At 52.4% G+C, this 18,727-nt stretch carries 15 protein-coding genes; 8 read left to right on the plus strand and 7 right to left on the minus strand.

Translation table 11 applies throughout. The features are described 5' to 3' along the window. Positions 1-12 precede the first annotated feature (12 nt). Both AC2FNE_RS04410 and AC2FNE_RS04415 read right to left on the minus strand, forming a co-directional pair. Positions 13-1,896, minus strand: coding sequence for a cation:proton antiporter domain-containing protein (locus AC2FNE_RS04410; protein ID WP_170475594.1), 1,884 nt, complete (start codon positions 1,894-1,896; stop codon positions 13-15). 19 nt (positions 1,897-1,915) lie between these two features. Further along, positions 1,916-2,371, minus strand: coding sequence for an Lrp/AsnC family transcriptional regulator (locus tag AC2FNE_RS04415; RefSeq protein WP_170608285.1), 456 nt, complete (start codon positions 2,369-2,371; stop codon positions 1,916-1,918). A 146-nt stretch (positions 2,372-2,517) separates the two neighbouring features. On the opposite strand from AC2FNE_RS04415, the gene hppD reads away from it, so the two are divergent. Further along, entirely contained in the window at positions 2,518-3,615 is a 1,098-nt protein-coding gene (gene hppD / locus AC2FNE_RS04420; RefSeq protein WP_496804854.1) for a 4-hydroxyphenylpyruvate dioxygenase, read from the plus strand. 399 nt (positions 3,616-4,014) lie between these two features. On the opposite strand, the gene AC2FNE_RS04425 is transcribed toward hppD, so the two are convergent. Beyond that, the gene (locus tag AC2FNE_RS04425; RefSeq protein WP_496804855.1) at positions 4,015-6,582 is read right to left on the minus strand and encodes a hypothetical protein; all 2,568 of its coding nucleotides are present in this window, start codon (positions 6,580-6,582) and stop codon (positions 4,015-4,017) included. A gap of 164 nt (positions 6,583-6,746) precedes the next feature. Between AC2FNE_RS04425 and AC2FNE_RS04430 the strand changes: the two genes are divergently transcribed. Then, positions 6,747-7,442, plus strand: a complete 696-nt coding sequence (locus AC2FNE_RS04430) for an SIMPL domain-containing protein (RefSeq protein ID WP_170475586.1) — start codon at positions 6,747-6,749, stop codon at positions 7,440-7,442. A 7-nt stretch (positions 7,443-7,449) separates the two neighbouring features. Here AC2FNE_RS04430 and AC2FNE_RS04435 read toward each other — a convergent pair whose 3' ends face one another. From AC2FNE_RS04435 to AC2FNE_RS04445, 3 genes are all read right to left on the minus strand, one after another. Then, on the minus strand, positions 7,450-8,154 hold the full coding sequence (locus tag AC2FNE_RS04435) for a GNAT family N-acetyltransferase (RefSeq protein ID WP_170475584.1): 705 nt from the start codon (positions 8,152-8,154) through the stop codon (positions 7,450-7,452). Positions 8,155-8,158: 4 nt separating this feature from the next. Next, complete coding sequence (locus AC2FNE_RS04440; protein WP_170475582.1) at positions 8,159-9,451, minus strand: O-acetylhomoserine aminocarboxypropyltransferase/cysteine synthase family protein; 1,293 nt, start codon at positions 9,449-9,451, stop codon at positions 8,159-8,161. Between the two features lie 72 nt (positions 9,452-9,523). Then, complete coding sequence (locus AC2FNE_RS04445) at positions 9,524-10,519, minus strand: GT-B fold glycosyltransferase domain-containing protein (RefSeq protein ID WP_496804856.1); 996 nt, start codon at positions 10,517-10,519, stop codon at positions 9,524-9,526. 153 nt (positions 10,520-10,672) lie between these two features. Between AC2FNE_RS04445 and AC2FNE_RS04450 the strand changes: the two genes are divergently transcribed. From AC2FNE_RS04450 to preA, 4 genes are all read left to right on the plus strand, one after another. Beyond that, complete coding sequence (locus tag AC2FNE_RS04450) at positions 10,673-11,305, plus strand: cupin domain-containing protein (RefSeq protein ID WP_170608276.1); 633 nt, start codon at positions 10,673-10,675, stop codon at positions 11,303-11,305. A gap of 158 nt (positions 11,306-11,463) precedes the next feature. Continuing rightward, positions 11,464-12,798: an NAD(P)-dependent oxidoreductase gene (locus AC2FNE_RS04455; protein WP_496804857.1), complete on the plus strand. Its 1,335-nt coding sequence runs from the start codon at positions 11,464-11,466 to the stop codon at positions 12,796-12,798. A 45-nt stretch (positions 12,799-12,843) separates the two neighbouring features. Then, a complete protein-coding gene (locus AC2FNE_RS04460) occupies positions 12,844-13,680 on the plus strand; it encodes a class I SAM-dependent methyltransferase (protein ID WP_496804858.1) in 837 nt (278 codons plus the stop codon). 17 nt (positions 13,681-13,697) lie between these two features. Beyond that, positions 13,698-15,002, plus strand: a complete 1,305-nt coding sequence (gene preA / locus AC2FNE_RS04465; protein WP_496804859.1) for an NAD-dependent dihydropyrimidine dehydrogenase subunit PreA — start codon at positions 13,698-13,700, stop codon at positions 15,000-15,002. A gap of 105 nt (positions 15,003-15,107) precedes the next feature. Here preA and AC2FNE_RS04470 read toward each other — a convergent pair whose 3' ends face one another. Next, positions 15,108-15,716, minus strand: a complete 609-nt coding sequence (locus AC2FNE_RS04470; RefSeq protein ID WP_496804860.1) for a TetR family transcriptional regulator C-terminal domain-containing protein — start codon at positions 15,714-15,716, stop codon at positions 15,108-15,110. Between the two features lie 170 nt (positions 15,717-15,886). On the opposite strand from AC2FNE_RS04470, the gene AC2FNE_RS04475 reads away from it, so the two are divergent. Beyond that, positions 15,887-17,137, plus strand: a complete 1,251-nt coding sequence (locus AC2FNE_RS04475) for a Zn-dependent hydrolase (RefSeq protein ID WP_170608268.1) — start codon at positions 15,887-15,889, stop codon at positions 17,135-17,137. 87 nt (positions 17,138-17,224) lie between these two features. Next, a complete protein-coding gene (gene hydA / locus AC2FNE_RS04480) occupies positions 17,225-18,679 on the plus strand; it encodes a dihydropyrimidinase (protein ID WP_170475567.1) in 1,455 nt (484 codons plus the stop codon). Positions 18,680-18,727 lie beyond the last annotated feature (48 nt).

Raw genomic sequence — 18,727 nt, forward strand, 5'->3', positions numbered from 1 at the left:
TCGTCGCTTGGGTCAGGCAGACTCTCTCGTGTGCTCTTCAGCTAATTCCAACAGCGCGGTTTCAAGGTCTTTTTCAAGCTCTTGGGCCCGGTCAATATATTTTTTGTTATCAGCTGTCGGCATCCCGGGTATCCAAAGTTCAGCCAGTTCGCGTACCGAAGTGCGGTCGTGGTGGTAAAACGTCTGTTCTGCTTGGGCCGCCTCGTATTCGCTGAGGCCTACATTTTCCAACACGTAGCGACCCGCGCGGAGTGAACCATCAAACATCTCACGAACGATGTCATTCGCGCCGGCCTGGTACAATTCATAGACATGTGTGCGGTCGCGAGCCCGGGCTATTATGTGCAGATCGGGGCGCTGGCGCCGCGCATACCCGACGAGACGTGTGACTTGCTTGCGGTCATCCATTGCGGCAACCAGTACGGATGCCTTTTCGATTCCGGCAGCCCGCAATAGCTCGGGGCGAGTGGGGTCACCTAAAAAGCCTTTAACGCCAAAGCGTCGCATGAGCTGAATAGTTTCGATATCGTGATCCAATACAACGGTCTTGAACCCGCTAGCTTGCACAAGCCGGTTAACGATTTGGCCAAAACGGCCGATGCCTGCAATAATCACCGGACCTTTTTCGTCGATTTCGTCAGGCTCCACCTTGGGGCTGCCGTCGGTCGTATAGCGTGTAATCTGGTCATAAAGAATGAACAAAAGCGGTGTAATCAGCATTGTTAGCGCGATGATCATAAGCAGCTTTTGCGACAAATTTGGCGGGATCACATTCTGCTGAGTCGAAAATGCGAGCAGGACAAAACCAAATTCGCCTGCCTGAGCAAGACCCAGCGTGAACAGCCAGTGGTCCCGTCCGCGCAGTTTGAAGGCCTTGCCCACGACAAACAAGATTATCCCTTTTGCAAGGATTACCAACAACGCCAGTCCAATCAGGTCGAACGGATCGTTAAAGAAATAACCCAAATCGATTCCCGCGCCGACCGTGATAAAAAATAAACCAAGAAAAAGACCCTTGAATGGTTCAAGGTCGCTCTCCATCTCGTGCCGAAATTCGGAGCTAGCAAGAACAACACCAGCCAGAAATGCTCCAAGCGCAGGGGATAGCCCGACCAGAGTCATCAGGAAAGAAATTCCGACAACAATCATAAGGGCAAGCGCTGTATACATTTCGCGCAAACGGGTAGTGTGGATAAAGCGGAAAAGCGGACGAGTTAAGTAAACTCCGGCGAGCACGACAAAGGCGATTGCCGCGATCGTGACCAAAGTGACTGCCCAACCCGGCAGGCCGTCTACCAGCGAAAGTGCGTGGTGCGCATCCGCCCCATGGGCCGCATCGCCACCCCGGTCAATTGATCCGTCATTATTTATGTGCGCAATTGCCGGTAACGCTAATAGCGGGAGAAACGCAAGAATAGGGATCACCGCGATGTCTTGCGTCAGCAGTACAGAGAATGTCGCGCGCCCGCCATTCGTTTGCATTAATCCCTTTTCTGACAGGGTTTGTAACACGATAGCCGTAGATGATAGTGACAGAGTCAGTCCAACTGCCAGCGAAACCGACCATGGGTGACCCGCGTAAAACGCAACCGCAGCGATTGCGATCGTCGAAAGACCGACTTGAAGCCCACCAAGCCCAAGCAATTTGTCGCGCATGTCCCAAAGAGCGCGAGGTTCCAGCTCCAAACCAATGAGGAAAAGCATCATAACGACGCCGAACTCGGCGACATGCTGCAGGTTCTCCGTTTCGGCCCCAACTAAACCGAGAATGGGTCCAATCGCAATTCCGGCTGCCAAATAGCCCAACACCGATCCCAACCCCAGCCGAGCTGAAAGGGGCACCGCAATCACGGCCGCTGCAAGATAGATCGAAGCCTGGTAGAGGAATTCGTTCATCTATTTCCTTTCCGATCCGTCATGTCGGTAGTGGCGCGTCGCGTTTGAGTTGGTCCATAACAATCTGGCTTTGAACCCTTGCAACAGCAGGATGCGGCAGTATCACCTCGTGAAGCAAGCTGTTGAGAGCGGACAGGTCGTCGCAATACACATGCAGTAGGTAATCCGCTTCGCCAGTCATCGTCCAGGCGCTGCTGATCTCAGGACGAGAATTGACCATGCGGGCAAAACTAGCTGATTGCTCGGGTCCATGCGTTCCCAGATGAACTTGAATAAAACCTTGGACTTGAAGGCCCAGCTTAACCGGGTCCAGCCTAGCGGAATATCCTGTGATGAAACCTTCTGCTTCAAGCCTTTGACGACGGCGACCGGCTTGGCTGGCAGACAGATTCAACATCTCACCGAGTTGATGGGCTGTCAGATGAGCATCCTTTTGCAAAGCCGACAATAGGCGCGTGTCCGTTGCATCCAGCATGTGCGCACATTCTCCGTTATTCGACCAATTGGTGCGGGTTTTACGCGCGTGATCTTAGTTTACACGAAAACTATGCGCAGAAACAGCATCGATTAAGGAGTATTTTTGAATCAGCAAAGAATTTCCTGTTTAAACGGAGTCGCTCCATGGGCCCTTTCCCACACAACGCCCCGAAATCTGTCATCAGTAAAGAAAACCCTGCCGGAACCGATGGTTTTGAGTTTGTGGAATTCGCTCACCCAAACCCTCAAGAGCTGAGGGATTTGTTTGCGAAGATGGGATTTGAATACGTAGGTTATCACCGTGAAAGGCCCAAAGTTGAGTTATGGCAACAGGGCGACGTGACTTATATTCTGAATGCGGACTCCGAAAGCCTTGCCGCCAAGTTCGTTTCAGAGCATGGCCCATGTGCGCCGGCGATGGGCTGGCGCGTTGTTGATGCGAAAAAAGCGTATGAGCACGCCATCTCCAAGGGGGCCGAACCCTATGATGAAGCCGACAAAACCATGGATGTTCCGGCGATTAAGGGAATTGGAGGGTCGTTGATTTATTTCATCGATCAATATTACGAAACATCGCCTTACAATAAAGAATTTGAGTGGTTGAAGCCGTCTAAACCGCGTGGTGATGGGTTCTATTATCTCGATCATTTGACCCACAACGTATTCAAAGGAAATATGGACAAGTGGTTTAAGTTCTACGGTGATTTGTTCAATTTCCGTGAGATCCGGTTTTTTGACATTCAGGGAAAGTTTACTGGCCTGTATAGCCGTGCGCTGACGTCTCCTTGTGGGCGAATCCGTATTCCGATCAACGAGGATCGCGGCGAAACCGGGCAGATCGTTTCATACCTAAAAAAGTACAATGGCGAAGGTATTCAGCACATCGCTGTGGGTAGTGACGACATTTACAGCTCGACTGATGCGATTGCCGAAAAGGGTCTGAAATTCATGCCCGGGCCGAACGAGGCGTACTACGACATGTCATTCGACAGGGTGGCGGGCCACGATGAGCCCAAAGACCGCATGAAGAAGCACGGAATCCTAATTGACGGAGAAGGTGTTTTGGACGGTGGCGAGACAAAGATTCTGTTGCAGATTTTCTCAAAAACGGTGATCGGCCCGATCTTTTTCGAGTTCATTCAACGCAAGGGCGATGACGGATTTGGCGAGGGAAATTTCAAAGCTCTGTTCGAGTCCATAGAACGCGAGCAAATAGAATCAGGCGAGATTTCAGCGGCTTAAAACTGTCACTTCTGCTATAGCCTATTCGCCACTGGTAAACCTTTATGTGTTCAGGGTCGCGTTGCCCTGCTGGCTGAAAACGGCTCTGTGACCTTTATCCCGCGCGACTTCGATCACTCGCGCGGGTTTACGTCAAAGCCTGGTTATTTGGTTAGGTTTGGAAGCTAGCCGCAATGACAAGATCAACTCGACGCACATAATACCGAAATCCAATTGACTTAGCTAAGACGCGATGCGGCTCGATCCTGGTGAAAATCAAGCGCTGATTGTATCTCTCAGGCAAGACAGGTGAACACGCGTGCTGAGATTTCTTGGACGTTGTTTAGGATGTGCGCGAAGATCATGTCGTGTCCGATTTGCTTCATGGCCGGCGCAAAGGTATTGTTGTGCCCGGTTTCATCACCCTCGAGGCATCTTCAAAGTCACATTCTGACCGCGCTTTTGATAGCGCAATTCGCTGTCGCCGATGGCGACAACCTTGCCGCCATCTATCCGATCACCAACCTTTAGTTTTTTGTATCGACCACTGGGTAGCCGGACGAGCGCGCGACGGTTTGCAGGTGTGCCGTATACGCCGATCAAGTTTAGTTTGCGTAAGTTAATCGCATTATCAATCGTTGCCTGTCGTGCGACAGAGGCTGTGGTTGGAATTTTAGGGGAAACTGTTCTTGGTTGGAACGAGCCAGCTTCATCATCTGCAGAAACCGCGTCCGTGGCAGCGACATTAGCGGTGGAGCCTAAAGTTGCAGTTCCTGCGTTAGGGGAGCTGGCCACCTGGGGCGCGGTTCTTGTAGGTCGCAATTTGGGTCGCGGCACACGCACCACAGCCAAGGCAGTCGGAGTATAGTCTATTTCCGGTTCGACTTCCAAAGACTCGGGGCGCAACTTGGGGCGCACTACCGCTAGTTCTTCACGCGACCTTCCCCCCAATTGCGACCGTTCAAACTGATCCACCAAGTTGTCGGGCCGAAGTTTAGGCTTAAAGCCGGCCAGACGTTCATCGATCTCGTCGACCGCCGGTTCACCTTCGGGGCGGGCTGGTGTCTCCGGTGGAACAGACGAAGGTTGACCCAAATAGATCATTATCCCGTCGGGATTAAGTGTACCCTCGGGACTGGCGGTGACTAATCCCCGTTCGTCTAGTTCGTAAGATTCTTCGGCATCTGGGGGCTGCGCTATTGATGGAACCACTTTGTCGGTATCAAGGCCGTTGACTGAGGGCAGAGCAATGGCATCCTGAGAAAGGTCCGAACGATCAATGGATGACAGATAGACGTCGCCCAATTCGTCCAGAACAGGTCGCGCCAACTGTGAAGGCATCGCAGGTGTTGAACCGGTGAAGTCCTTGAACAGCTTTCGGGGTTCCGATCCTGTGGCAATATCTTCGACAATTTCAGGTTCGATTTTCAATGCTTCAAGAATTGCTGCATCCGTCGCGGACAGTTCGCCTTCGCCATTCGACTCTGGCGCTGGATCAGGCGCAACGGCCAGAGGTTCCGCTTCAATATTTGGTTGGCTCTTTTCTGGAACGATTGCGGCAACTTCGGGTGTCGCTTCAGGCGTCTGATCTAATTCTTGAACATCAAGCTGCTGTTGCGCTGTGTCTGTTTCCTTGGGTGAGGGGTCCGGGCCAAGGATTGACCAAGCGCCAACGGCCATTCCGACGCAAACTAACGCGGCAATTGCAGGAATCGCTAACTGTCTTAAACTCCAACTTCCCGAGGTTGATTTGCCAACAGGCTGTGGCGCAGATCGAAAGGCCGCCGGACTTGCCGGCTCGGCAATCGCATGAATTGGTGTTTTTTCGACCTTCGCATCCGGTTGGTCCGGCAGTGTTTCAAGAACGTCAGAGTTGGCGGTTTCTTTGCCGTCTTCAGCTAATGCGTCGAATGACTTTTCGTCATGGCCCGCAAATGGTTCTCGTTCATTGTCTTCAAAAGAAGTCTCCTGAACTTGGTGAACGATGCCAGAGTTTACCGTTTCAGAATTGTCTTCGACCTGAACATCCGATTCCGTTTCCGCAGCGGTATCGAATGATGGTGGGGCAATTTCCTTCGGCGAAGATTCCATCGCCGATTCGGTCGCCGTTGGAGTTGGTTTCGACGCGGTTATTTCACCCGTCAACTCTGGTTCCGGTTCGTTGGTTTCCTCGATTGCAGATTGAGTCTCGTCCCAAAGAGCGGTTCCCGCAAACGGGTCAACTTGCTCTGCGGTAGCCGCTACATTGTCGTCCTCGGCTGGTGTTTCCAACTCAGAATCTGCGGTGTCTTCGACAGTCGACTGAAAATCTTCCTCAACCAAAATTTCCGTGGCTTGCCGAGTGAAGTCCGTCGTTAGATTTTGAATTTCATCATCAACTGGCAATTCTGATTTTGGGTCCGAGATCTCAGTATCGACTGTTTGCTCATCCTGCAAGATTGGCGCATCTGTTCCTACACCGTCGACGGTTTCCCAAGAGTCTTCTACGGACGAAGAGTCAGACGAGCCGCGCATTTCGAGGCCCCATTTGAAGGCCTGACCCGTGAATGCATCTTCACTAGCCGTACCCACGCAAAACGACTCAGGGACAAAGCCACGGGATACTGCGAATTCATAGGCTTCGTTCAGTGTCTGACGCGCGACTGCGGCGACCTGAGTTACTTCGCCATTTTCGATCGTGGCATAGGACAACTCGGACAAGTCATATGGCGTCGCATCGGCAAGGATCGTTTGTATCTTTTGCTCTGCAGCTTTGGAACCCAATCCGTCCGTTTCCACAGAAAGAAAGCGAACTTGATCAGTCGGGAGCACCAAAGTGCACCCCAAATGATTGGCCAGCGCGAATCCTTGTTCCCGTAGCGCCTGTATCCTTTGGCTTAAGTCAGGCGAATCCAACGGCACTGTTCCAATGCAATACCATTCGTCATCCGATTGGTGATGCAATGAAATTCCGTGTTCCGAAAAAGACAGCGCAAAGGCAGGTTTCATAATCCGGATGAACCATAAGTGACTGTTTCAATGCAAACGCTTTGGCGTCCACCGCATGAGATTAGAGCAGGAACCTGCCGAGGGAAAGAAAAAGCCGTTATTCCCCCTTGCCGTGTGCTGCCGCGAATTCCCATTTGTTATCCAAGTCAACAGGAGGGATAACCTTGAAGACGCTTGCTTTTCTAACTGCATTGACCGCTGCGGTGGCGGCAATGCCAGCTTACGCCGAAGAACGTCGCATTATTGTCAACGGCACTGGAACGGTGCTTGCTGCACCAGATATGGCCACGATTACTTTGGGCGTGACAAACCAAGATGAACAGGCCGCGAATGCTATGGCGGCGACCTCTGCGGCAGTAACGCAGATTTTAAATCGGCTGGAAGAAATGGGGCTCGAGGCCCGCGACATACAGACCCGTGATTTGTCCCTGAACCCGGTCTGGAGCGGACGGAACGGCCAAAGCGGGGAGCGCCCAGAGATAACTGGTTTTACAGCCTCGAATCGTGTTGTGATCCGTGTGCGCGATCTTGATGGCCTGGGCGAGATCATGGACGCAGTCATAAAAGATGGCGCAAACGACTTTGGTGGGCTTAGCTTCAGCATCCAGGAACCAAAACCGATGGAGGCAGATGCGCGGGCCAAAGCCGTGTCAGACGCAACTGCCAAGGCCAATCAGCTAGCGCAGGCGGCCGGGGTCACGCTAGGCTCGGTTGTATCGATCAGCGATCACGCCATGGGTTTGCGTCCCGTTGCACAAATGCGAGAGATGAGCATGATGGATGCAGCAACCGTTCCAGTGGCGGGTGGCGAAGTCTCTGTTTCGGTGAACGTGACAATGGAATTTGAGATCGCTGAATAGATCAGCTTCAGGCGCGGGCCATCAGTGGTTTCAACTGCTGGCCCGAGTTGTCAAAATTGTCGGGCGCCAGCCAATTCTCAAAGGCCGCCCGAACTCGAGGCCATTCAATGTCCAGAATCGAATACCAAGCTGTATCACGATTGCGCCCTTTATAATGCGTTGCCTGGCGAAAGATTCCCTCGAAAGTGAAGCCCAGACGCTCCGCTGCGCGCCGTGACGGTGCATTGAGGGCATCGCATTTCCATTCGTACCTGCGATAGCCAAGCTCGTCGAATACCCGTCGCATCATCAGGTACATTGTTTCGGTCGATTGGGGCTTGCGTTGCAGCAATGGCGAAAAATGTATGTGGCCCACTTCAATAACTCCCGCCGATGGTTGGACTCTGAGGTAGGATGCCATCCCAACCGGGTTTTCACCTTCGTCAAGAATCGTGTGAAACATCGGATCCGTATCCATGCAATTCGCACTGGCCCAGTCGGTGAACTCAATCTCCGTCGTGAAGGGGCCATATGGCAGGTAGGTCCAGTTTCGCCCATTTGTGTCGTGTGCAAACGCCCGATAGAGACCGGGCGCATGAAGATTTATGTCTAACGGCACGACGGAACATGAACGACCTTTCATTGGCGAATATGGCGGCGTTGGTCGCGGAAAAATACCCGTAACCGGTTTGCCAACTGGTTGGCCCAGTTCGTTTTTGTCGTGCTCGGTCATCACCTTAGGCGCACGCTTTTGACAGCGCTTGGTCTAGATCGGCAATCAAATCGTCCGCGTCCTCGATTCCAATGGATACACGCACCACACCTGGGCCAGCGCCGGCGGCTTCTTGCTGTTCCGCAGTGAGCTGGCGGTGCGTGGTCGAAGCTGAGTGTATGATCAGCGAGCGCGCATCGCCCAAGTTCGCCACGTGGCTAAATATTTCCAGCGCGTTCACCAATTTAACACAGGAGTCATAACCGCCTTTGACCGCAAAGGTGAACAGCGCACCCGCGCCGCGACGATAATGTTTTTTGACTCGGTCATAGTAAGGAGATGACGGCAGTCCGGCATAGGTGACGTATTCAACCCGGTCATCTGATTCCAACCAGGTCGCGATTTTCTGAGCGTTTTCGACGTGCCGTTCCATCCGTAGGCTTAGGGTTTCGATCCCCATCAGCGTGTAGTGCGCAGCCTGAGGGTTCATCGTCATGCCCAAATCCCGCAGACCGATTGCGATGCCGTGAAATGTGAATGCTAAAGGCCCAAAGGTCTCGTGAAACTTCAACCCATGATAAGCTTGCTCGGGTTCGCTGAGCGACGGGAACTTGTCATTCGCAGACCAATCGAATTTCCCGGAATCCACAATGCAGCCACCCGTTACGGTCCCGTTTCCGGTAAGGTATTTCGTTGTTGAATGAACGACCAGCGTTGCACCGTGCTCGATTGGGCGACAAAGGAATGGTGTGGCAGAGGTGTTGTCCACAATCAGTGGAATGCCTGCCTCGTCCGCGATATCGGCCATTGCGCGGATATCAGTGACATAGCCACCAGGGTTGGCGATGGATTCGCAGAATACCGCGCGGGTGTTTTCGTCTATGGCAGCTTTAACAGCATCCAAATCGTCGGTATCAACGAATTTGGCGGTCCAGCCAAAACGTTTGATCGTCTGGCTGAATTGGGTGACCGTGCCGCCGTACAGGCGCGTCGAAGCGACAACGTTGCAACCTGGTCCCATCAGAGGGAACAACGCCATGATCTGCGCTGCGTGACCAGAGGAACAGCAAACCGCGCCAACGCCGCCTTCAAGCGTGGCGATACGTTCCTGAAGAACTGCGACAGTGGGGTTAGTCAGCCGAGAATAGATAAAGCCAACTTCTTGAAGATTGAACAGTGCCGCCGCGTGTTCTGCATCGCGAAAAACATAGGCTGTTGTCTGATAGATGGGCGTCTGGCGCGCTCCGGTTGCAGGGTCGGGGCGGGCTCCTGCGTGAATCTGCAGCGTGTCAAAACCGTATTGAGGGCCGTCAGACATATCGAATTCTCCTGTTAGGAACTTTGTTGCTGAAATCTCTAGGACATTGCCTACTTGCACACAACGTTGTCTTCAACGTTGCCATAAGCCCTTGGACTTAATTGTCTTGCGAATGACTTGCTCGCGGTGGGGCAGATTATCGCGATCAAACATCTCGCGAATTTTTCTACCCTTGCCCTGATAAACCAGTTTTTTAATTGGATCATAGGTTTTGAGCACTTTTTTGACCTTGTTCGGCGCGCTGGCTTTCTCGAGCACTTCTATAACATTATCGCTCTCACGCGCGTACAGCAGTGGGAATAAACGGTAGTGGCAACTGACGGGTCCATCCAGGTGGCCATCGGGAAGACTGTCCCGGCTGCCACCAAGGGAGTGAATAACAAGCGGCAATGCCGCCTGATCCAGCCAGGGATCCAGCTTCTGCCCGGTCAATTCCGGAATGTCTTCATCGCGAATCGTCCGTGCTAAGTTCAGAAATCGTTCACCGAACAGACGTGGGCATTTGTAATAGAAATAACCGGCATTGAAGTACAAAAAGCGCCGCCAATAGCCTTGCGGCTGGCTTGTGTCTAAGGAGCTTTCGAAATCCAAGCCAAACCGATCGTACAATGCACGCCATATACCCCCTATATCCGGGCCATATAGTGTTGGCTTGGGCCAGGTTCCTTCTACTTTGCGCGAAGCGCTGGGGCGGTCAAAGTCAAACGGTACCTCAGCCAATTCGCCGGTTATCAGTGTGTCGCTGTCGAAGAAGACGAAGGGTTCACCCGACGGTAAACTCAGTAATGCCTCAATCTTGTTGCCTTGAGGATAACTCTCACCGAAAACTTCGTTGTTGAAGGGCAAAATCTCTGCCCCAAAATGATCTAGTGCCCTAAGTACATCCGGGTTTTGAATACTCGGATCGTTTTCCCATAGGGGTCCTTCCTGCGGAACAGCTACAATCAAGCGTCCTGAAAATCTTGGTGACGAATGTCGAAGCGAAGCAGCAAACAGTACCGCTTCAAATTGAATGCGATTATTTTGTCCGATAACGACAACGTTGAATTCCGGGCGCTTCGCCTGCATATTTTCGCTTTCTGGTTGTAGGTCTGTTTATGGCTCAGCTCTTTCGGGCTTACAGTAACTGGGATGGGCCGTCAAAACCCGATGAGACAGAAGGTTTGAAAATTTATCCGGCTGAACCATCTGACAATTCAGTTGCAACCGAGGAGCGAAGCGATGAGGGTCAATGCCGATTTCAGCAAACGTGTAGCGGTTCATTTCAACGATACTGAGTGGGTCAAGTCCCCATCTGCGGGAGTAGAACGTAAGATGCTGGACCGTATCGGTGAAGAGGTCGCACGCGCCACAACGATCGTACGCTTTGCGCCCGGAAGCGTCTTTGCAGCACACACTCATGACGGTGGAGAAGAGTATTTAGTGCTTGATGGCGTCTTTCAGGATGAAACCGGGGATTTTCCGGTTGGCAGCTATGTGCGCAATCCGCCGACGTCTTCGCACACCCCTTCGGCCAGCGAAGGCGCGACTATCTTGGTCAAGCTGCATCAATTTGATCCGAACGACCGAACCCAAGTTCGCAGATCGATCAACGGAGCGGGAAGTGTGAACTTGTTTCGAGACGAATACGAAGATGTTCGGGTTCAGGATTGGTCTGCAGGAGAATCGATGCCACTAAATTCAAGCAATGGTCTCGAGGTTTTTGTTTTAAGTGGTTCGTTCACCGAAAAGGGTGAAGAGTTTCAAGAATGGGATTGGCTAAGACTTCCGCCGGGGACGCAATCCAGCGCCATTGCCGGCGAAGTCGGTGCGCGTGTTTGGATAAAGTCAGGGCATTTGAGCGGCATGGTCTAGGCCCCCAGCGCCGCAATTTCAGGCATTTTACTTTCGAATTCGGGTCGTCGCGCCCAGATTTTCATTTTTTTGACCATTTGGCAAATTTTACCATTTGATAAAAAATGAGGTTGTGGCAATGTAGGTCCATAACAAACATATCAACAGGGAGTAGAGCGATGGCACAGGGCCAGATGGCACCCGGCATAGTATCCGGGCGGCTTTCCAGCGATGAGCTGACCTCGAATTTTTCAGATCTGCATCCGCCGCTTGCACCGCATGAGGCGGCTGTCGCGGCCGATAGATGCTATTTCTGTTATGACGCTCCTTGCGTTACAGCTTGTCCGACGGATATCGACATTCCACTTTTCATCCGCCAGATTCAGGCTGGTCAGCCGCAATCCGCTGGGCGCACGATCCTCGAGCAAAATATCCTCGGCGGAATGTGCGCGCGCGTGTGTCCCACTGAAACGCTCTGCGAAGAAGCCTGCGTGCGCGAAGCAGCAGAAGGTAAACCGGTCGAGATTGGACGTCTGCAGCGATACGCAACTGACGAAGTGATGGTCACAGGAGAACACCCTTTCGATCGCGCGACACCTACAGGAAAGACGGTGGCAGTGATCGGGGCAGGGCCGGCCGGTCTTGCCTGTGCACATCGGTTGGCGATGTTTGGCCACGATGTGGTGATACACGAGGCTCGGCCCAAACCTGGTGGTTTGAACGAATACGGCATCGCGGCCTACAAATCGACAAACAACTTTGCTCAGGCCGAGGTGGACTGGCTATTGAAAATTGGTGGAATTGCCATCGAAACCGGTTCTGTGCTTGGCGAGACAATCTCGCTGGACGGGCTACTTGAAAACTACGATGCGGTTTTTTTGTCCATTGGTCTTACTGGCGTGAACGCTCTTCGTACTTCTGGTGCAGATAAAGAAGGCGTTCGCCACGCGGTCGACTTCATTTCGGATGTTCGCCAGGCGGCTGATCTTGCGCATTTGCCGGTCGGGAGAAATGTTGTTGTTATTGGTGGCGGTATGACCGCAGTAGATGCTGCTGTGAAATCCAAGTTATTGGGAGCAGAGCATGTAACGATCGCATATCGGCGTGGGCGCGACGCAATGGGGGCGAGCCGTTATGAACAGGATTTGGCCGCCTCTCATGGCGTCCGGATTATGGCTAATGTTCAGCCTGTTGCCATCCACGGCAACGGCGCCGCCGCCGAAATCGAACTGGAATATACTTCCAGTCGGGATGGGCAATTAGTAGGTACGGGTGAAACCATTCGGATTCCCGCGGACCAGGTTCTAAAAGCGATTGGCCAATCGCTAGACGGCGCACCTGAAGATCTTTCGCTGGACGGCAACAAGATAGCGGTATCTGGCGCTGGACGTACGTCAATGCCGGGCGTCTGGGCTGGCGGAGACTGCGCTGCAGGAGGCGACGACTTAACAGTTACCGCTGTTGCCGAAGGGCGAGATGCCGCGTTGGACATCCACGCAATGCTCAATTCGTGATATGTTCAGGCACCAAGGCCGCATAAGTGTCATCGGGGAATTGCAATGTCTGACATAGAAGACGCAGTTGCACGTCACTACACAACCGGAGCTTTAACCACGCGTGTTCGCGACGCGTTGAAAGCCAGCGGAGTAAATCCCGATTCTGCGACTGCTGCTGACTTGAAAGCCAGCGACGAATTCCACACGGGTGGCGTCGCGGCGACTGATCATCTTTTCAATCAACTCTCTTTGACGCCCGCAACCAGAGTTTTGGATATCGGCTGCGGCATAGGCGGTACCTCGCGTTACGTTGCCGATCGGTTTGGAGCGAAGGTAACCGGGTTTGATTTGACGCCCGAGTTTGTTGAAGCCGCAAAGTCATTAAGCGAGCTTGTAGGGCTTTCAGATAAGGTCAGTTTCCTAGAAGGCAGCGCGCTGGATATGCCTGTACCTGATGCCGGGTTTGACTTGGCGATTATGTTGCACGTGGGAATGAATATTGAAGACAAGCAGGGGATATTTTCGGAAGTATCCCGTGCACTCGCTAAAGATGGCACTTTTGCGCTTTTTGACGTTATGCGCGGACACGTAGACGAGCCTATGGCTTTTCCTTTGCCATGGTCGACGCAACCGGACACGTCTTTTGTGGACAAACCGGAATTCTACAAAAAATCGGCCGAACACTCGGGGTTAAGTCTGGTTTCAGAGAACGACCGTACTGAATTTGCTTTGGCCTTTTTTGAAGAGGCATTCGCCAAGGCGGCGAAGGATGGGCCTGCCCCGATGGGCATCCACCTGATGATGGGTGAAACTGCACCCGAGAAGTTCAAGAACTATTTCGCAAATCTAAGGGCCGGGCGAATCCGCCCGACGGAAATGATATTCAAGAAAACTGGCTGAGCCGGTGAGGAGGATCCATGGCAGACCTGACAACAGATTTTCTGGGGATTTCCAGTCCGAACCCATTTTGGCTGGCCTCTGCGCCCCCGACCGATAAGGAATACAACGTTCGCCGGGCGTTTGAGGCAGGATGGGGCGGCGTTGTATGGAAAACGCTAGGTTCAGAAGGGCCACCGGTCGTAAATGTTAACGGCCCCCGTTATGGAGCGATATACGGCGCAGATCGCCGTTTACTCGGCTTAAACAACATTGAACTGATCACCGACCGTCCGCTTGAGGTGAATTTGGAAGAAATGGCGCGGGTCAAGGCAGACTACCCCGATCGCGCGCTCATCGCCTCGATTATGGTTCCGTGCGAGGAAGAAGCGTGGAAAGCCATTCTTCCTCTCGTCGCGGAAACAGGAGCGGACGGCATTGAACTTAATTTTGGTTGTCCTCACGGAATGAGTGAGCGCGGCATGGGTTCGGCCGTTGGCCAAGTTCCGGAATATATCGAGATGGTCACACGCTGGTGCAAGAAGTACTATGACCGTCCCGTCATTGTTAAACTCACGCCGAATATCACGGACATTCGAAAACCCGCGGCAGCTGCTAAAAATGGTGGCGCAGACGCAGTATCGTTAATTAACACAATCAACTCTATCACCAGCGTTGACCTTGACACCTTTAGCCCTGAACCATCGATTGACGGCAAAGGCAGTCACGGGGGTTATTGCGGACCAGCGGTGAAACCGATTGCTTTGTCTATGGTCTCCGAAATAGCGCGCAACGAAACTACTCGTGGTCTACCGATTTCTGGTATTGGCGGTGTTACGACATGGCGCGATGCGGCTGAATTCATATCATTGGGCTGCGGAAACGTTCAGGTTTGCACAGCAGCGATGACATACGGCTTTAAGATCATTGACGAACTTACGGCTGGGCTTTCCGAGTGGATGGACAAGAAAGGCTACAGTCAGGTTTCAGATTTTGTTGGGCAAGCGGTTCCGAACGTCACCGATTGGCAATACCTGAACCTTAACTATGTTGCCAAAGCCAAGATTGATCAGGATCAGTGTATCAAGTGTGGCCGTTGCTATGCCGCATGCGAAGACACCAGCCATCAGGCGATTTCGATATCCGCGGATCGGGTGTTCGAGGTGAAAGACGAAGAATGTGTGGCCTGTAACCTGTGCGTCGACGTTTGTCCGGTCGAAGGATGTATCACAATGGTGCCGATGGCAGCAGGCGAGGTCGACCCGCGCACCGGCGACGTAGTGCAGCCAGGCTATGCGAATTGGACGACGCATCCGAACAACCCGATGGTCAAAGCGGCCGAGTAGGGGGAGACATCGCAGAAAAATTCCCAGCGGTTTCGTTACAACCGTGACAAATTTAAGTTCTCTAAATATCCGAGTGCTGCGCAAGTAAGATTGGCATTGCGCTGCCTATGGCGTGAGCAACTTACGGTATAGGGTGTCGATAAACTGTTCTGCGCCTTCGAATGGGTCTTCTTCCCCCAAAATCGCTCGCACTTGTACGTCGAAGTCGGCGTAGTGTTGGGTTAGTGCCCATATTGAAAAAATGAGGTGATGGGTATGAACACGAGCTATTTTTCCCTGATCCATCCACTTGGATAAAACCGCTGATTTTTTGTCGACCAGTACTTTTAGATCGTTTGAAAGCGCGTTGTGAATTCGTGGTGCCCCTTGGACCAGTTCATTGGCGAAAAGGCGGCTTTCGCGGGGAAGTTCGCGACTCATCTGCAGCTTGCGATGAATATAGGAAAGGATTTCCTGCAGGGGATCTCCTTCTTCGTCCAAGTCGTTTAGCGGCGCCAGCCAAGTTTCAAGCAAACCAGATAACAAGGCCGTATGAATCGCCTCTTTTGAGGGAAAATAGTACAAAAGGTTCGGTTTGCTCAGGCCTGCCTCGGATGCGATTTGATCAACTGTCGAGCCTCGAAACCCATGTGCTGAAAACACGTTTAACGCGGCCTCGAGAATCGCTGCGCGGTTCTTTTTCTGAATGCGGGTCGGGGCGCGGTCTTTAGGCATGTTCTCCGGTCGTCTCTTTTTTCACCTGACGAGCAAGAAATATGCCGAAAACTCTTGCGTCACTATGCAATTTCTTGACTGATGTCGAACCCGTGATAGCGTGAGTTTGACCAGATGGTCAAATCAAGACGTTAAAAGCGAGCCAAATCGCAAGCAACAGGGAAAACAACATGTCAGCTCCGGCTCAGAACCTCAGGATTAATGGCGACAGGCTTTGGGAAAGCCTGATGGAGATGGCGAAGATCGGCCCAGGCGTTGCGGGAGGAAACAACCGGCAAACTTTGACTGATGAGGACGCAGAAGGAAGAGCGTTGTTTCAGTCTTGGTGCGAAGACGCGGGCTGTTCGATGGGGCTGGACCAAATGGGCAACATGTTTGCGCGACGAGAGGGCAGTGACCCTGAAGCGCTACCAGTCTATGTGGGATCGCATCTGGATACTCAGCCTACCGGCGGAAAATACGATGGTGTCCTTGGTGTTTTGGGCGGCTTGGAAATTGTTCGAACGCTCAATGATCTTGGTATAAAGACCAAGCACCCGATTGTCGTCACCAACTGGACTAACGAAGAAGGTACGCGTTATGCGCCTGCAATGTTGTCGTCCGGCGTATTTGCGGGAATGCATACACAGGACTGGGCTTATGATCGTGAAGATGCTGATGGTAAGAAATTTGGCGATGAACTGAAGCGCATTGGTTGGCGCGGCGACGAAGAAGTGGGCGCGCGCAAGATGCATGCGTTCTTTGAACTACACATTGAACAGGGACCAATCCTTGAAGCCGAAGGAAAGGACATTGGCGTTGTTACGCACGGGCAAGGACTAAGCTGGACGCAAATCACCGTGACGGGCAAGGACGCGCATACCGGTTCAACACCAATGCCGATGCGAAAAAATGCGGGTTTGGCAATGGCCCGAATTTTGGAAAAGGTGGATGAAATTGCGTGGTCGCACGCACCGCATGCTGTTGGTGCGGCGGGCCATATCGATGTTTACCCAAACTCGCGAAACGTTATCCCGGGCAAAGTCGTATTTACGGTGGATTTTCGCTCGCCCGAATTATCAGTCATTGAAGACATGGAAAATCGCCTGCGGGTTTCGGCACAAGAAATAGTAAATAAAATGGGGCTGGAGATCGAATTTGAGAAAGTTGGTGGATTCGATCCGGTCAAATTCGACGAAGACTGCGTTGCGGCGGTTCGTGGAGCGTCCGAGCGGCTAGGCTATTCCCACACAGATATTATTTCTGGTGCTGGCCACGATGCTTGTTGGATCAATCGCGTGGCTCCTACCGCAATGGTCATGTGCCCATGTGTTGATGGGCTAAGCCATAACGAAGCCGAGGAAATCAGCAAAGATTGGGCCGCGGCAGGAGCGGATGTTCTGTTCCATGCGGTCGTCGAGACAGCCGAAATAGTGGAATAAAGGGCGCTGTTCCCTCGCCCCTAAGGTGAGGTACCAGATATTTTGGCCAGATAAAGTAAGCGGGACAAACCGCGCAGGGAGATTAATATGAGCACTGTTATCAAAAACGGAACCGTTCTGACAGCCGACCTGACATACAAGGCGGATGTAAAGGTCGAGGGCGGAGTAATCACCGAAATTGGCCCTGATTTGAAAGGTGATAAAGAATTGGACGCGACCGGTTGTTATGTCATGCCGGGCGGGATCGACCCCCACACCCATCTTGAGATGCCCTTCATGGGCACATATTCCAGCGATGATTTTGAGAGCGGAACGCGCGCGGCCTTGGCTGGTGGTACGACGATGGTTGTTGATTTTGCGTTGCCAAATCCGGGAGAAAGCCTGCTGGACGCTTTGAAGCGCTGGGACAACAAATCAACACGTGCAAACTGTGACTATTCCTTTCATATGGCCGTGACATGGTGGGGAGAACAGGTTTTCAATGACATGAAGACTGTCGTTGAAGAGCGTGGAATAAATACGTTTAAACACTTCCTCGCTTACAAAGGCGCTCTGATGGTGAACGATGACGAGCTGTTTGCCTCATTTACGCGCCTGGCCGAATTAGGCGGTATCGCCATGGTCCACGCGGAAAATGGGGATGTTGTCGCCGAACTCAGTGCAAAGTTGCTGGCGGAAGGAAATACGGGACCAGAAGCACATGCCTATTCGCGACCACCACAGGTCGAAGGAGAGGCGACCAACCGAGCCATTATGATTGCCGATATGGCGGGTGTGCCGTTGTATGTCGTCCACACTTCCTGCGAAGAAGCACATGAGGCCATCCGACGCGCCAAGATGCAGGGCAAGCGTGTTTGGGGTGAACCGTTGATCCAGCATCTGACATTGGACGAAAGTGAGTATTTTCATCCCGACTGGGATCATGCTGCCCGCCGTGTAATGAGCCCGCCGTTCCGAAACAAGCAGCATCAGGACAGCTTGTGGGCGGGTCTTCATTCTGGAACGCTCAGCGTTGTGGCCACCGATCATTGTGCTTTCACAACCGATCAGAAACGTTACGGAGTGGGTGACTTCACAAAGATTCCCAACGGTACTGGCGGTTTGGAAGATCGTATGCCTATGTTATGGACGCATGGCGTTAACACAGGGCGACTAACGCCACACGAATTCGTGGCGGTTACCTCGACAAACATCGCTAAGATATTGAATTGTTATCCGAAAAAGGGCGCAATTCTCGTCGGTGCTGACGCTGATATCGTAGTTTGGGACCCTGAAAAAACCAAAACTATTTCCGCTAAAAACCAGCAATCTGCGATTGACTACAACGTTTTTGAGGGCAAAGAAGTCAAAGGACTGCCTCGGTTTACTTTGTCGCGAGGTCAGATTGCTGTTCACGATGGGGAAATACGTACACAGGAAGGTCACGGAGAATTCGTCGCGCGGGAACCCAACAGCCATGTAAACAAAGCGCTGAGTACCTGGAAAGAATTGACAGCACCTCAACCGATCAAACGTAGCGGAATTCCGGCAACGGGTGTATGACGCAGCCAGGCCGTCGCACCGGCGGCTAAATATCGAATTTTTTCAGGG

The organism is Ruegeria sp. YKSD179 (genome assembly GCF_059612885.1).